Raw genomic sequence first — 13,203 nt, forward strand, 5'->3', positions numbered from 1 at the left:
GGCGGGCGGCCGGGTTGCGGAGCGGATTGGACCACCGGCGCGGAACGCCGTTGATCCAATAGGGGGAAAGCATGCCACAGGTGGCCACCGGGAAGCACCATGCCCTCAGCATCGGCGAGTTATCGGACCGGAGCGGAGTGGCGCCGTCGGCCCTTCATTTCTACGAACGCAACGGCCTTATCTCCTCCGAGCGCACATCCGGCAACCAACGGCGCTACCGCCGGGATGCTCTACGGCGAGTGGCGTTCATCCGCGTGTCCCAACGGGTGGGCATCCCGTTGAAGGAAATCCGCGCGGCCTTGGACTCACTGCCGGAGGGGCGGACACCCACCAAACGGGACTGGTCCCGGCTGTCCCGGCTCTGGCGCGCCGAACTGGACGCGCGGATCGAGGCACTGGAGCACCTCCGCAGCGACCTCGACGGCTGCATCGGCTGCGGCTGCCTCAGCCTCAAGGCGTGCCGGCTGCAGAACCCGGAGGACAGCCTGGGCGACGGCGGCACGGGCCCCCGCCGCTGGGACGGCACCTGAGCACCAGCCACCCCAAGTAGGTAGCAGCACGTGTCGTTTTGAGCCCTCATAACGACATCTGCTGCTACCCAGTTGGGCTGCCGACGAACCGGTTCCGGCCCGCGCGGTAGCCGAACACCGCAGCAAGCAACCCAACCACCAGGAAAAGGATCCCGGCAGCCGTGAAGGATCCCGTGGCCTGATGCAACTGACCCACCATGAGGGTCCCGGTGGACCCCAGGCCATAACCAACGCCCTGCATCATCCCCGACAGGTGCGCGGCGGTGTGCCCGTCCCGGGTCCGCAGCATGATCATGGTCAGCGCCACTGCCGTGAGGCTCCCCTGCCCCAGCCCCAGCAACCCCGTCCAGGCCCAGATGAGCTCCAGCGGACCGAAGATACTCAGCGCGAACCCGCTGCCGGTCATCAGCGCCACCACTGTGTTGATGGCCCGCTGGTCGCGGAACCTCGCCGCCAGCGCCGGCGCAAACAGCGAACCCAGCATCTGCAGTCCGATCGACACCGACACCATCAGCCCGGCCGTCCCGCCGTCCACGCCGCGCTCGCGCAGGATAGGTGCCAGCCACGCGAAGACACTGAAGGACATCATGGCCTGCAGCACCATAAAGACCGTCACCTGCCAGGCCACGGCCGAGCGCCAGACGTTCACGCCGCCCGCCAGTGCCTGATGCCGCACCCGGCGCTGCCGCAACGCCACCGGCAGGAACAGCAAAAGTACGACGGCGGCAGGTACTGCCCAGAACCACAGCGCCGAGGTCCACTCCCCCGTCGCCGTGAAAACCGGATAGGTGAAGCCGGCTCCCAGAGCGGCTGAAGCGCAGATGGCGGTGGTGTACAGCCCTCCCATAAGACCAAGGCGGTGCGGGAAGTCGCGTTTTACGAGCCCCGGCAGGAGGACATTGCAGAGTGCTATGGCCGCGCCGCAGGCCGCCGTCCCGGCGAGCAAAGCGGGCAGGTGGCCCATCCCCGGGATGAGGCCCCCCGCATCCAGTGGCCGCAGCAGGAGTCCAGCCGTGAGCACGGCCATCGCGCCCAGTAGGACCCGTTCGGCGCCAAAGCGGCGTGCCAGGACCGGCGCGAGGGGCGCAAAAACGCCCAGGAGCGTAACGGGCACGGTGGTCAGCACCACGATGGCCCAGCCCGGGAGGCCGGCGTCGGACCTGATCTCCGGGAGCACGGCCGCGAAGCTCGAGAACACGGTGCGCAGGTTCAGGCCGATCAGTACAAGGCAGAGACCCAGGTACACGAGCGTTTTGCGGCTGTTGGGACCGCCGGGAAGCTCCGTAGGGGACGGCGCGGGAACGTCGTCAATCTCGGCGTCGACCAGGAGGTCCGGCCCTTCCTTAGGCTTGGCGGGAGTCACGCGACCCATTCTGTCAGGCCTGGCCCGGGTGAGGCTTCGGGCGGGGTTATCCACATAGGCAGTTGCGGCACTGGTTGGGCCTGCGCGGTCTTTCTAGGCTCGAGGCGTTACGAGTCCCTGCAGCGATTGGAAACCCATGAACGCTCCGCCGCACGTCCCTCCGCCGGAGGGACCGTCCCCGCCACTGCCGCAGCCTTCCCCGTCAACCGGCACCGTTGCTGCCCGAGGGGCCAACCACGGCTTCGCCAGCTTGATGTTCGCTGTCGCAGCGCCACTTAGCCTCGTCGGTACCGTCCCGATGGGTGTGCTGTTCAACGTTGGGGCCTACTACCTCGCTGCGCCCATGTACGTGTATCGGTTTACACCACTGATCGTTCTGAGCGTGCCGACCATTTCCGGCCTCGTGTCGGTAGGGTTGGCCATCGTTAGTCTCACGCGTACACCGGCCACGTCACCCAGCCGGGCGTCCGCCGTGGCCGCACTGTGCATCAATGCGGTGGTCTTTACGTTCGGCCTGATTTTCACCATGCCGCACCTGCGGCATTGGTTCTTTGACTGAACGTACCCCGCGCCCTCGGCAGGTCCCCCCGGACCGCCGGTACGCCGATCTCCTCTATTCTGGAAGGGATGAGCGAAACCCCAGAAACCCCCCAGCCGCCGCATGTCCCGCGGCCGGTAACACCTGGCACCCAGGCGTCATTCGGCACCTACGGCGGCAGGCCGGTCAGCTTTGTGCGCCGCGGAACCCGGCTGCAGGGCCGCCGCCAGACTGCCTGGGAAGAGCACGCCGAGAGATGGGCAGTGGACGTCCCCCGGCACGTCGCCAACACCTCGGTGCACCCTGACTACACCTTCGACGCCGAAGCCGAGTTCGGACGCACCGCCCCGCTGATCGTGGAGATCGGCTCCGGCCTGGGCGACGCCATCTGCCACGCCGCCGAGCAGAACCCGGACACCGACTTCCTGGCCGTCGAGGTCTACACACCCGGCCTGGCCAACACCATCATCAAGATCAACAGCCGCGGGCTCAAGAACGTGCGCGTGGTGGAGGCGAACGCCCCGGAGGTGCTGGCCACCATGCTGCCCGCCGGCTCCGTCACCGAGCTGTGGGTCTTCTTCCCGGACCCGTGGCACAAATCCCGGCACCACAAGCGCCGCCTCATCCAACCGGAATTCGCAGACCTGGCCGCGCGGGCGCTCAAACCGGGCGGTCTCTGGAGGATCGCCACGGACTGGTCCAACTACGCCGTCCACGTCCGCGACGTCCTCGCCGGTTCGGCCGATTTCGAGAACCTGCACACCGGCCAGCGCCGTGGCCCGGAGAGCCCCCTGACGCAGGTGTGGCAGTCCGGCGTTGAGTCCTTGGTGGGCGGCGCCCCGGTCCGCGAGGGCCGCGCCCCGGTGAGCACTGAACACACCGGCCCCAATGAGGGCATCGATGAAACCGGCGGCTGGGCCCCGCGCTTCGAGGGCAGGATCCGCACCAGCTTCGAGGCCAAAGCGCACGAGGCCGGACGGCTGATCTTCGACCTCTGCTACCGCCGGCTGTAACCGGCAGCGCATGGCGCGAGCGGCTCGCAGCGCATGGCGCGAGCGGCTTGCCCCCTGGGCCGAGCGTCGGCCGGAGGTCGCCTGCCGCTGCCCGAGGGACGCCTGCCGCTGCCCGAGGGGGCGCCTCAGGCAGGCCGGATAGAGGAGACGATCTCCTTCAGGAGGTCCACCCGCGGTTCGGTTTCGGGGTTGATGTAGGGCCAGATGACCAAGGTCCCAATGAACCGGTCGTTTTGCCAGGTACCCACGGACGCGGCCACTTTGGCCGAGCCCTCTTGGTCCGTGTAGCCCACCAGGACGCCGTACGAGGACCTGCCTGGAATGTTCAGTTCACCCTCAGTGAGCAGGGTCCCTTTGCGCTCTTCCAGATAGAACTCGGACATCAGGTGCGCCCAGCCGTTGGCCTGGGCAGCGCCTTGGACGGACGTGTCATCCTTGATGACTGTCACGAGGACCTCACCCAGCAAGCCGTACTGCGCGGTGTTGGGTCCGGCCGATGAGTCTTCCAGTACCTGCGTGTGCTCGGGGAAGTCGGCGATGAAGCCGAGCGGGGATTCGATGTGCACGTCAGAGCCTTTCGAGCTTCGTGTCGTTCGGGACCTTATAGTACGTGGACACGTTGGTGGTGGCCTGGTTCTCGGTCTTGACCTGCACCTCGCCCAGCTTGACGTCGAAGCCGGCCTCGTTGGTCGCTGTCACGACAGTGTTGACCTGTACGGTGGCGGAGCCGGCCTCGTAGAGTTTGGCGGCGTCGGATGCGGCCCCGGCGTCGTTACCTATCGCCACATTCCGCAGGTAGCTATCGATCACAGCTTTGTTCTCGGGTGAGTAGTCAACGTTGATCTTCACCGTACCTTGGGTGCCGGCAGTCACGGTGGACTCCACCTTGGCAGCCTTCACATCGGTTCCGGCCGTTACGCCTTCAGCTACGGTGCCTTCCATGGAGACAGAGACCGACTCAATGTTGTTGCCCTTATCCATGTTCACCTCCAGGCCACCCTTGCCGGATGCTTCAAAGACCCGCCCCTCAAGGTCCAGCTTGCCCTGCGCCGACACCTCACCGCTGGCGGTGGCAGTACCGTCCGTCAGGTTCCGCTCGTAGGCAAGATCCAGCTTCGCTGAACCGGACGCTGGGCCCGATTCACCCTCGGCTTCCAGCGACAGCGTCCCCTTGGCCTTGTCCGTCTGGCCTGTTGAGCCGTTGTCCTCGGCGGCGTCGTTGATGGTGTCCAGGATGTAGCCCGGCGGGTTGCCGGCAACGTCCTTGATTTCTCCGACGCTGTCCGGCGGGAGGTCCTTGTACATCTGTTCCCGGGCAGCCATGGCTTCCTCGACGCTACCGAACGTGTACTCGCGGGAGACCTCCCCGCTGAGCGTGACGCCGGCGGTCCCTGAGGTGTCATTGACGCCCAGGCCCATGTTTCCGTACACCTTCATGGTGGCCGAACCGTCAGCGTTCTCGACTACCTGGGTGCCCACCTCGGCGCCACCGTGGACCCAGGCAACCCTGGCTTCGATGGATGCCTTGCCGGATTCTGTGTAAACGGGGATATCGGCCTTGGCAATGTCCTGTAGGTGCTGCTTCGCCTGCTCCTGGGCGGACTCCGGAATGCCGCCGTCCATTCTCATCAGGTCCTCGGCGAAGGGACCGTCCTCCCCTTCGCCTTCGATCAGGTACTGGCGGTCCGCAGCGGACAGGCTGTTCCACCACTGCGCCTGCTCTTCGGGGCTTGCGTCCAGCATTTTGTCCAGGCCCTGCTCGAGTTCCTGCCGGTGGGCCGCCGCTTCGGCTGCCTTCTCGGCCTGCACCCTGAGCCATTCTTTGGCCTGGCTGGCCAGGGATTGGAGCCTGTCCCAGATGCTGCCGGAGCCAGCGCCCTTGCCGCCAGAGGCATTCTCCTGCTCTTCGGCATGCTTCAGAAGGATTTTGGAGTTCTCCCGGAGGCTCGACACCACGCGTTCCAGGCTGGGGCGGTGGTTGCTCGTCCAGTCCTGGCGGAAATGTTCGCCATCGGCGCCTTTCCACGGTGCCGCCTGGATCTGGCCCTGCAGCGATGTTGCCCTGCTGCTGAGGAGCGAGGCTGCCCTTTCCACCGCTTTGGCCAACTCGCGCAACTGGCTGACGTCAGCGCCGTATATGGTCATCGTGTCTCCCCAACAGAAGTGTGCGGCCCAGGGCCTGCGGTTGACCATATCGTTCCACAGCATCCCTCACGCGGCGATGGGGATCACTACCCATCGCCGGGTCGGCTTCAGCAGGGTCTCTTCCAGGGCAACCAACGGGCTGTTCGGAAGCGGGTTGACATGGCACGATTGGCCTTGTGGTGGGGGCACACACATTCGCGCTCCCTGGGCGCTTGCACAAAGGAACGGCCATCAAAAAAGAACTAAGGCAAGCCGCAGATGCCGCGGAGGATGTCACCAATTCACGCACGTTCGAGCTGCTGGCGAGGGCCGGTTTTGCAGCCAGCGGAGTCCTGCACTTCCTTGTGGGCCTCATCGCCATCCGGCTGGCCACGGGTGGCAGCGGAAGCGCCGATTTCAGCGGCGCCGTAGCGGAGCTCGCCAGCCAGCCGGCGGGGCCTTTCCTGTTGTGGGGGAGCTTCGCGGCCTGTGCGGCATTGGCCATCTGGCAAGCCAGCGACGCGATCTTTGACTACGGTCACCTGCCCACCAAGGAAAAGGCTGGAAAAAAACTCAAGGCAGCAGCGCAGGCCTTGGTGTTTGCGGGACTTGCCCTGACGCTTGCTTCCTTTGCCCTGGGAACCGGATCCGGCGGGGATAACCAGCAGTCTGCGACTGACCTGACCGTCGGCCTGATGAAGGCGCCCGGCGGTGTGGCGGTCCTGGTCCTGCTGGGCGTGGGAATCGCATTCACCGGCGTGATCTACGGGATCCGCGGCGTTAAGAAGTCGTTCGAAAAGCACCTCATGATGCCAGCCGACCCCCGGGCCCGCACCGCAGTCACCGTGTTGGGCGTGACAGGCTATGTTGCCAAAGGAATTGTCCTGGTCCTGACCGGACTGCTGATAGCCATCGCCACCCTGCGGGCGCACCCGGAGGAATCCACCGGCCTGGACGGCGGGCTCAAGGCGCTGCGGGACCAGCCCTTCGGCGTATACTTGCTGGCCGCGGTGGGCGCCGGGCTGATCTGCTACGGCGTCTACATGGTGGTGCGGGCCAAACTGGCCAAGATGACACAGTAACGCCATTACCCGGCCGGGCTAGGGTGGGAGCATGCCCCAGGTACGCGCCGAACGCCTCATCCGCCTCGATCCGGAGACAGCCTTCGCTTTCTCCCAGACCACCGGCGACTTCCGGCTTAAGTGGGATCCCTTCATTTCCGCCCAGGGGTGGCTCGACGGCGCGGCCGCGGCCGGAAAAGGAGTCCGCACCCGGACGGTTTCCCGCATGGGCCTGGTCATGGTCAGCGAGTACGTTTCCTTTTCCCCGCCCAGGAATGTGGGGATGACCATGGTCTCCGGGCCGTGGTTTTTTGAAAACTTCGGCGGCGGCTGGCGTTTTACTCCCGACGACGGCGGCACCCGGGCCGTCTGGAAGTACACCTTCTCCTGCCGCCCGGCGTGGCTGCGCCCGGTGGCCGAAAGGATCGGCGCCTGGCTCCTTGGCAAGGAGATCAACAAACGGATCGAAGCTTTTGCCCGGGCGTGCGAGGACCCGGAGCTCGTGGCCGAATTCCGCGCCTCTGCAGGGAAACTGTAGCCGCCGCCTTTGCCCGGTTAACTGACGGCCGTTAGGGCACCGTGATCACGGCGACCGGTTGCTGGGTTGCATCCCTCAGTTCCACACTGGCGATGCTCCCGAGCTGAACGGGCGTGGCACCGGTGACCCGAATCCTGCCGCTTGGCGTGGCGGTCCACGCGCACGCCCGGTCCTCCCCGCCGTCGCGGTCCCGGATCCACAGCGACAGCGTCCCGTCCAGCGGCATGCTGCTGCCGCTCACGGCCAGCTCGGTTCCCCACGTTTTCCGTGCCAGGTCCACGCTCAAACGCAGGCCGTCCCCGGACTGGACCGAGTAACTGGCGTCCGGCTGCGGCGGACGGTTGAGAACAGGCCCGGCGGCGAGGCCGAGGGCAAGGCAGGCGGCGGCCACGGCGCCCACCAGCGCCGACCACCGCCGTCGTGATGTCCGACGGCGGGAGGCGAGTTCGTCCAGAATGGCCCGGGGCGGGGACGCAGCAGGTTCCTTTGGCGCGGCAGTGCGTTGGGCTGCGGTGAGCGCCACTGCGTCCGGGACGGGGACTGCATCCAGCAAGGCGGGCAGGCTTTCCAGCTCGGCAAGTTCCGCCCGGCAGTCGGCGCAGTTCTCGAGGTGGGCTTCGAAGCGCTGCGAATCGGCCGGGTCGAGGCCGCCGAGGAGGTAGGCGCCCAGCAGCTGGTGCGGATCGGCGGCATTCACCGTTCCACCCCCATTTCATCAAGGATTGTCCGGAGGGCGCGGACCGCATAGAAAGCCCGGGATTTCACGGTTCCGCTGGGAATGTTCAGCTGCACCGATGCCTCGTTGACGGTGAACCGGCGGTAATGCAGCGCCACCAGGACGTCGCGGTGTTCGGCGCTGAGGCGCAGGAGGGCCTCCTCCATCAGGACGCGGTTGAGCAATTCATCCACCCGCTCCGCTGCTTCGGCGGGATCGGTGAGTTCACGTTCCAGCGCCTCGGCCGGCCGTCGCTGGGCCTTACGGTAGTTGTCGATCATGATGTTGCGGGCTGTCCGGAACAGGTAGCTGCGAAGGCTGCCGGTAATCTCCGGGGCCTGCTGCCAGACACGGAGCACCGTCTCCTGGACCACATCCTCGGCCAGCTGCGGATCGCGGGAAGCACTGAGGACAAAGCGGCGCAAGGCCGAGCCGTGGTCGCGGTAGATCGCGGCCACTACGTCCTCATCGAGGGGCATGCCGGCGCCTCCTGTCCCTGGTACTCGTCGCCAGTCAGTGTCCATGATCCCGGCCCTGAAACGCGGAACGGTTTCTCCATGTGCAGATTCACGCTTGCACATTCGGCTGATACGACGTCCGCAGTCCACAAACGGTTCATCGCTGGCGGACACCCTGCCGGCGGAACCGAGGAGAGTATCTGCCTTTTGAACCATTCTTCACCTTGGCGCGTCTTACGGGTTAGCGTCCGGTGATCCGACGCCGGGCCCCAGCCGAGGAGCATTCCCATGAAACAGCATCTGGGCACCGGTCTTGCCGCATTGGCCCTTGTCGCCGCCCTGGCAGGCTGCGGGGGCAGCCCGGGAACTACCAGCACCACAGCCGCGGCTACTCCCTCGGCGACCAGCCCCGCTCCCGCCTCACCCGCGGCGACCGGCAGCCCAACCGCGGCTGCCGCCGTCGACCTCAGGACAGCAACCTCCAGCGCCGGCACCATCGTTGTGGACGCCAAAGGCATGAGCGTTTACTTCTTCACCAAGGACGTCAAGGATTCCGGCACCAGCGCGTGCACGGGAGCCTGCCTCACGATGTGGCCGCCGGTCCTCAGCACCGCGGCAACGCCGTCGGCGGAGGGCGTCAGCGGAACCCTGGGCACTATCGCGACGCCGGACGGTGCGAAGCAGGTGACCCTGAACGGACTGCCGCTGTATTACTACGAGCAGGATAAGAATCCGGGCGACATCCTGGGGCAAGGCGTGAGCGACGTCTGGTACCTGGCGAATCCGGCAGGCGAAATGATCAAGACGGCGTCTACAGGCTACTGACGCTTTCGCCGCTTCGACCCCTAATTCCGGCTGCTACGGATGAACGGTGGGTACTGGGACCGGAGGCGTGGCCGGCACCGGCAGGGTTGCCGGCTGATCCTCGCCTTTCAGCGGTCCACCAGGAACACCCGGCGTGACATTCTCCGGCACGGGAAGGTTCGGCAGCGGAACTGACGCCGGATTCGTCGGAACAGGTGTGTGCTTCGGACCCTTGCCGTCCCCTGATTCCGGGCCAGGAGTTGCGGGCGCAGCGCTGGTTTCCGGCGCGGCAGGCGCCGATGCGGGAGGGCCCTGCTGTGCGGGAGCAGGAACCGGCGTCCCAACCGGAACGGGTGCGGGACCGCCACCGGCGGTAGCCATGAATGATGTCACGGCGTGGTGAAGTTGGCCAAAGGAATCACGAATGCCCTGGTCGGCGGCAACGGCAACCGCTCCGCCTGCCGCCAAGGAGGCCGCCAAAGACAGCGTCGTGAGGGTGATCCTGCGCTTGGCACGACGGCGGGCGGCCAGCTCGTCGGTGACAGCTGCTGGAGATGCTGCTTGCGGCTCCGGACGTGCCGCCGCGTCGGGGACTGCCGCCAGGAGTGTGGTGGCAGCCTGTTCAGCCCGCTCAACCTTTTCAGCCGGCGGCGCCATCAGTGCTGCTACCGCGGCGGACGCCTGGGGCTGTGCGGCGGCGAGGCCGCGGAGGTGAAGCAGTGCAGGGCGGAGATCAGTGTCGTCGTCGAACCCTGCTTCGCGGAGCAGCCGGTCGACCGTTCCGTCGTTGCGGGAGCCTGCGGTGTCACTCATGATCTGCCTGGTTTCTTTTAAGAGTCTGGTCCTTGAGGTTTTGCAGGGCCCTGCGCTGGAGCTGCTTGATGGCACCTGGGGACTTGCCCATGATGCCGGCCACCTGTTCGATGGAGAGGTCGGCCACCACCCGCAATGCCAGGACTTCGCGGTGGTCCTCGGCCAGTCCTTCAAGCAAGTGGGCTGCGCCATCGCCGTGGCCCAGCACGTGGTCTTCCGCCGACGCAGTGCTGCGGCCGTCCTGCAGGGGGTCGTACGGGGTGAAGTCGGGCCTGCGCTCAACGCGACGGTAGTAGTCAACCATCCGGGCGTGCGCAATCGAGAAAACCAGCGATTTGGCGCCCTGCAGCCCGCCGGTCAACTCACCGATCTTGGGGTAGAACGCCAGGAAGACGTCCTGGGTGACAGCTTCGGGATCATCCACGCCCCGGGCCTTGAGGTAGCCGAGCACAGCGCCGGAAAAAGTGCGGTAGACAGCGCCGAAGATCACGGCCGGATCAACGCCGGCTGTGTCTGCGAATATCTCGATATTTTCTTCGGCCAAAGTGTCTAGCACCAGTGGCTCCTCCATCCCGGGCGGTGGACCACTACATCCCGGTTTCCGGAGCGGACGGTTCCGCTGCCTCTGTGGACTGCCTCTCGGACTGCCGTTTGAACGGCGTCATGGACTGCGGGAAATCCGGCCCAAGGGGCGCGATTCCCGCAGTCCAGACTAGCCGACCAGGTCCTAGCGGGCCGAAACGGCGGGTGCGTCCGCAACGTCGCCGGGCACGGCGGGCACGGCCGGAACGGCCGGAACTGCGGGCTCGCCGTCGACACCGGGAACAGCCGGAACCGCAGGAACTGCAGGCACGGCGGGAAGCTCGGGACGCTCAGCCTTGACGGCGGCGGAACCCTCTGCTGCCGCGGCGGCGTCAGCGGAAGCAGCACCCTGCGCGATGACGTCGGCGCAGAAGGCGTCAACATTGGCTTCGCCCTCGGCGGCGATCACCAGCGAGGAGAAGCCTTCGGAGGCTTCGTTGAGCCCACCGTTGGTGAAGGCGGTGCAGAGGCCGAACGCTGCGGCGCCGGCTGCGTCCACAGCGGTGCCTGCCGCGGCGGAGACCTTGGCTTCAGCGGCGATCTCGTCGTCGGACACGGCTGCTTCGCCGGTCACTGCTGCTTCGCCGGAAGCGTCGAGGTCTGCGCCAGCGGCAGCTGACTCTGCAGCGTTGGCGGCCAGTTGCGGGGCCGGGGCGCCGAGCAGCTCGTGGGCCGTCTGCTGGGCTTCCGCCGGGAGGGCGCCGGTTGCAGCAGCAACGCCGGTTCCGCCGACGGCCAGGGTGCCTGCTGCCAGGACTCCGGCGGCGACTTTGCTGGTGGCGAGAACAGTGAACAACGACATAGAGATACTCCAAAACCTAGAGAACAATTCAGATCCGGTTCCGTGGGGAACCCATCACCCCCTACATCGCTAGCCAGAACGAAAAAGTTACGGCCGCCCCAAAATTTTTCCTCGCGCCCCGCTGACCAGCACTACGATCGAAGCATGCCCAACGCCCAGGAACCCCGGAAAACCGCCAAAACCTGGCAGACCATGGTGGACAGCAATCAGGCTCTGTTGCTTCGGAAGACTGGCCAGGACGTTGGCTACTGGGCTGGGCAGGCACGCAGCGCCGGAATACAGAACGACGCCCAGCTCCGCGCCTGGATGCGCGATGAGCACGGCGTCACCGGCTATGCGCAATACGCCGTGTCCTGGGAGCTGTTTGGATACCCGGATTTTATGCTCCGCGACGCCGACGAACTGATCGACGGCCAGTACGCCAACCACCCGCAGCTGCGGCCCATCACTGACGCCATCCTTGCCTGGGCTTCCGCCACCGAGGGCGTAGAGATCCAGATGCGCAAGGGCTACGTCTCGCTCCGCAGCCCGCGCAGGAAGTTCGCCCAGGTCACCCGGACCACGAACACGGCCGTGGATGTGACTCTGCGGCTGGACACACAGCGGCTGGAGGCAGCGGCCCTGGACGCCTCAGGCCTGGACGCCGCCGCTGGGGGCCGCTTGGAAACCGTCAAGGTCCGCGCCGACGACGCGTTCGACCGCCGCGTCCGCCTCACGTCCGCGGACCAGGTGGATGAGGAACTCCTGCAGATACTGGCCGGGGCCTGGAGCAGAACCGCTAGGCAAGCCCGACGGCGGGTTCCCGGCTCGCTCTGGCGCCGCACCCGCCGTCGAACTCGCGGGAACGGCGCGAGTTCGCGGGATCGTTCCCGCGAACTCGGTCCGTTCCCTCGAACTGGGCGAACCCAACCAGCCCCGCGCCGGCGGCGAGAGTCCTAGGCGTCGACCATCTCGTCGTCGTCGGCCTCTTCAAACTCGACGGCGGCGACGATTTCCTGGGTCACGGGATCGATCATGAAGGCCTCGTCGTCGTCTTCGACCATGATGAAGTCGCCGTGGTCCGTGCTGAAGTGCCAGGCCAGCGTCTTCTCGCCCTGGTGCAGGTAATTGGGGTCCCCCATGGTGATCTTCTGCAGCGCGTAGCCGACAATGTTGCACAGCTCGCGGATGATGATTTCGAAGTCCGGCGCATCCTCCAAGGCCTCGGCGTCGGCCTTGGCCTGGCGTTCAGCAAGGTTCGGGATGGACGCAACGCGCTCCGCGATGTAGGCAGTGAGCCCGTCTTCGTCCAGCACCAGCAATGACTCCTGGCCGCGGAGCCAGGCAGCGTTCAGTGCGGTGATGTTCTCGGTTTCCAGGAGCTCCTCGAACTCGCCGTCGAGCTCCTCCAGGGCAAGCACGCCTTCGGTCGGCTCCTCGTCGTCATCCAGGGCGCCATCGAGGTACCGCTCAACGTCCTCCTCGGACAGGGCATCGAACGCCTCAACGGTCCGGTTGAACAGGTCCAGGTGGGCAGTGGCACCCATGCTGGCCATGCCTTCGCGGACCAGGGTGTCCGTTTCGTCGCGGTTCAGGGAAGTGAATACGTACTGCGCGAAGCCACCCTCAAGGGACTGGGTGAGGTAGAAATCCACGTAATAGCTGCGGATGGCCACGGGAGAAATTTCGTCAGTCTGGAGGAGTTCGCGGTGCATGGCGTCAACCACCAAAACGTTCGCGTCCACCACCTCCTCATCAGCTGCTTCGATGCTGCCGGTGGTCAGAACAACGGGTTGCTGGCTCGCGGTCATGGTAATCCTCACTGCGTAAGCGGGTGGTGCTCGGAACACTTTTCACGCTACGTGGGCGGGGTGCGCGCCCGG

16 protein-coding genes are annotated in these 13,203 nt (G+C 66.1%); 7 read left to right on the forward strand and 9 right to left on the reverse strand.

Annotated features, from left to right (window positions below):
- Positions 1-71: 71 nt before the first annotated feature.
- Entirely contained in the window at positions 72-530 is a 459-nt protein-coding gene (gene soxR, locus V9L18_RS11810; RefSeq protein WP_337347364.1) for a redox-sensitive transcriptional activator SoxR, read from the forward strand.
- A 64-nt stretch (positions 531-594) separates the two neighbouring features.
- Here soxR and V9L18_RS11815 read toward each other — a convergent pair whose 3' ends face one another.
- A complete protein-coding gene (locus V9L18_RS11815; RefSeq protein ID WP_337347365.1) occupies positions 595-1,902 on the reverse strand; it encodes a CynX/NimT family MFS transporter in 1,308 nt (435 codons plus the stop codon).
- A 127-nt stretch (positions 1,903-2,029) separates the two neighbouring features.
- On the opposite strand from V9L18_RS11815, the gene V9L18_RS11820 reads away from it, so the two are divergent.
- Both V9L18_RS11820 and trmB read left to right on the forward strand, forming a co-directional pair.
- Positions 2,030-2,452 carry a hypothetical protein gene (locus V9L18_RS11820; protein WP_337347366.1) on the forward strand — a complete coding sequence of 141 codons (423 nt, stop codon included), beginning with the start codon at positions 2,030-2,032 and terminating at the stop codon, positions 2,450-2,452.
- 68 nt (positions 2,453-2,520) lie between these two features.
- Positions 2,521-3,444, forward strand: a complete 924-nt coding sequence (gene trmB / locus V9L18_RS11825) for a tRNA (guanosine(46)-N7)-methyltransferase TrmB (protein ID WP_337347367.1) — start codon at positions 2,521-2,523, stop codon at positions 3,442-3,444.
- Between the two features lie 125 nt (positions 3,445-3,569).
- Here the strand turns inward: trmB and V9L18_RS11830 are convergent, their stop codons facing one another.
- Positions 3,570-4,010 (reverse strand): hypothetical protein, encoded by a 441-nt coding sequence (locus V9L18_RS11830; protein ID WP_337347368.1) that lies wholly within the window; start codon positions 4,008-4,010, stop codon positions 3,570-3,572.
- 1 nt (position 4,011) lies between these two features.
- Positions 4,012-5,589, reverse strand: coding sequence for a hypothetical protein (locus V9L18_RS11835; RefSeq protein ID WP_337347369.1), 1,578 nt, complete (start codon positions 5,587-5,589; stop codon positions 4,012-4,014).
- Between the two features lie 212 nt (positions 5,590-5,801).
- Here V9L18_RS11835 and V9L18_RS11840 point away from each other — a divergent pair, with 212 nt between their 5' ends.
- Both V9L18_RS11840 and V9L18_RS11845 read left to right on the forward strand, forming a co-directional pair.
- A complete protein-coding gene (locus V9L18_RS11840; RefSeq protein ID WP_337347370.1) occupies positions 5,802-6,650 on the forward strand; it encodes a DUF1206 domain-containing protein in 849 nt (282 codons plus the stop codon).
- Between the two features lie 31 nt (positions 6,651-6,681).
- Positions 6,682-7,167, forward strand: coding sequence for an SRPBCC family protein (locus tag V9L18_RS11845; RefSeq protein WP_337347371.1), 486 nt, complete (start codon positions 6,682-6,684; stop codon positions 7,165-7,167).
- Between the two features lie 31 nt (positions 7,168-7,198).
- On the opposite strand, the gene V9L18_RS11850 is transcribed toward V9L18_RS11845, so the two are convergent.
- A complete protein-coding gene (locus V9L18_RS11850) occupies positions 7,199-7,864 on the reverse strand; it encodes an anti-sigma factor family protein (protein WP_337347372.1) in 666 nt (221 codons plus the stop codon).
- Positions 7,861-8,361 carry a sigma-70 family RNA polymerase sigma factor gene (locus V9L18_RS11855; RefSeq protein ID WP_337347373.1) on the reverse strand — a complete coding sequence of 167 codons (501 nt, stop codon included), beginning with the start codon at positions 8,359-8,361 and terminating at the stop codon, positions 7,861-7,863. The genes V9L18_RS11850 and V9L18_RS11855 overlap by 4 nt, the downstream gene beginning before the upstream one ends.
- Positions 8,362-8,628: 267 nt before the next feature.
- Here V9L18_RS11855 and V9L18_RS11860 point away from each other — a divergent pair, with 267 nt between their 5' ends.
- Positions 8,629-9,165: a COG4315 family predicted lipoprotein gene (locus tag V9L18_RS11860; protein ID WP_337347374.1), complete on the forward strand. Its 537-nt coding sequence runs from the start codon at positions 8,629-8,631 to the stop codon at positions 9,163-9,165.
- 33 nt (positions 9,166-9,198) lie between these two features.
- Here V9L18_RS11860 and V9L18_RS11865 read toward each other — a convergent pair whose 3' ends face one another.
- The 3 genes from V9L18_RS11865 to V9L18_RS11875 form a co-directional block, all read right to left on the reverse strand.
- Complete coding sequence (locus V9L18_RS11865) at positions 9,199-9,957, reverse strand: hypothetical protein (protein ID WP_337347375.1); 759 nt, start codon at positions 9,955-9,957, stop codon at positions 9,199-9,201.
- Positions 9,950-10,528, reverse strand: coding sequence for an RNA polymerase sigma factor (locus V9L18_RS11870; RefSeq protein ID WP_337347376.1), 579 nt, complete (start codon positions 10,526-10,528; stop codon positions 9,950-9,952). The genes V9L18_RS11865 and V9L18_RS11870 overlap by 8 nt, the downstream gene beginning before the upstream one ends.
- A gap of 156 nt (positions 10,529-10,684) precedes the next feature.
- Positions 10,685-11,341, reverse strand: coding sequence for a protein tyrosine phosphatase (locus V9L18_RS11875; protein ID WP_337347377.1), 657 nt, complete (start codon positions 11,339-11,341; stop codon positions 10,685-10,687).
- Positions 11,342-11,485: 144 nt separating this feature from the next.
- Between V9L18_RS11875 and V9L18_RS11880 the strand changes: the two genes are divergently transcribed.
- Positions 11,486-12,280: a DUF5655 domain-containing protein gene (locus V9L18_RS11880; protein WP_337347378.1), complete on the forward strand. Its 795-nt coding sequence runs from the start codon at positions 11,486-11,488 to the stop codon at positions 12,278-12,280.
- Here V9L18_RS11880 and V9L18_RS11885 read toward each other — a convergent pair.
- Positions 12,277-13,131, reverse strand: a complete 855-nt coding sequence (locus tag V9L18_RS11885; protein ID WP_337347379.1) for a DMP19 family protein — start codon at positions 13,129-13,131, stop codon at positions 12,277-12,279. The two genes, V9L18_RS11880 and V9L18_RS11885, sit on opposite strands and share 4 nt — an antisense overlap.
- Positions 13,132-13,203 lie beyond the last annotated feature (72 nt).

The sequence above is a fragment of the Pseudarthrobacter sp. CCNWLW217 genome (genome assembly GCF_037203985.1).
Lineage (GTDB): Bacteria > Actinomycetota > Actinomycetes > Actinomycetales > Micrococcaceae > Arthrobacter.

What these genes read in the sequence shown, in the direction of transcription:
- V9L18_RS11875 (WP_337347377.1), bottom strand. Translation starts at nt 11,341, where the DNA reads ATGTCGTTGTTCACTGTTCTCGCCACCAGCAAAGTCGCCGCCGGAGTC.
- V9L18_RS11855 (WP_337347373.1), bottom strand. Translation starts at nt 8,361, where the DNA reads ATGCCCCTCGATGAGGACGTAGTGGCCGCGATCTACCGCGACCACGGC.
- V9L18_RS11820 (WP_337347366.1), top strand. Translation starts at nt 2,030, where the DNA reads ATGAACGCTCCGCCGCACGTCCCTCCGCCGGAGGGACCGTCCCCGCCA.
- V9L18_RS11885 (WP_337347379.1), bottom strand. Translation starts at nt 13,131, where the DNA reads ATGACCGCGAGCCAGCAACCCGTTGTTCTGACCACCGGCAGCATCGAA.
- V9L18_RS11880 (WP_337347378.1), top strand. Translation starts at nt 11,486, where the DNA reads ATGCCCAACGCCCAGGAACCCCGGAAAACCGCCAAAACCTGGCAGACC.
- V9L18_RS11870 (WP_337347376.1), bottom strand. Translation starts at nt 10,528, where the DNA reads ATGGAGGAGCCACTGGTGCTAGACACTTTGGCCGAAGAAAATATCGAG.
- V9L18_RS11865 (WP_337347375.1), bottom strand. Translation starts at nt 9,957, where the DNA reads ATGAGTGACACCGCAGGCTCCCGCAACGACGGAACGGTCGACCGGCTG.
- soxR (WP_337347364.1), top strand. Translation starts at nt 72, where the DNA reads ATGCCACAGGTGGCCACCGGGAAGCACCATGCCCTCAGCATCGGCGAG.
- trmB (WP_337347367.1), top strand. Translation starts at nt 2,521, where the DNA reads ATGAGCGAAACCCCAGAAACCCCCCAGCCGCCGCATGTCCCGCGGCCG.
- V9L18_RS11860 (WP_337347374.1), top strand. Translation starts at nt 8,629, where the DNA reads ATGAAACAGCATCTGGGCACCGGTCTTGCCGCATTGGCCCTTGTCGCC.
- V9L18_RS11835 (WP_337347369.1), bottom strand. Translation starts at nt 5,589, where the DNA reads ATGACCATATACGGCGCTGACGTCAGCCAGTTGCGCGAGTTGGCCAAA.
- V9L18_RS11845 (WP_337347371.1), top strand. Translation starts at nt 6,682, where the DNA reads ATGCCCCAGGTACGCGCCGAACGCCTCATCCGCCTCGATCCGGAGACA.
- V9L18_RS11815 (WP_337347365.1), bottom strand. Translation starts at nt 1,902, where the DNA reads ATGGGTCGCGTGACTCCCGCCAAGCCTAAGGAAGGGCCGGACCTCCTG.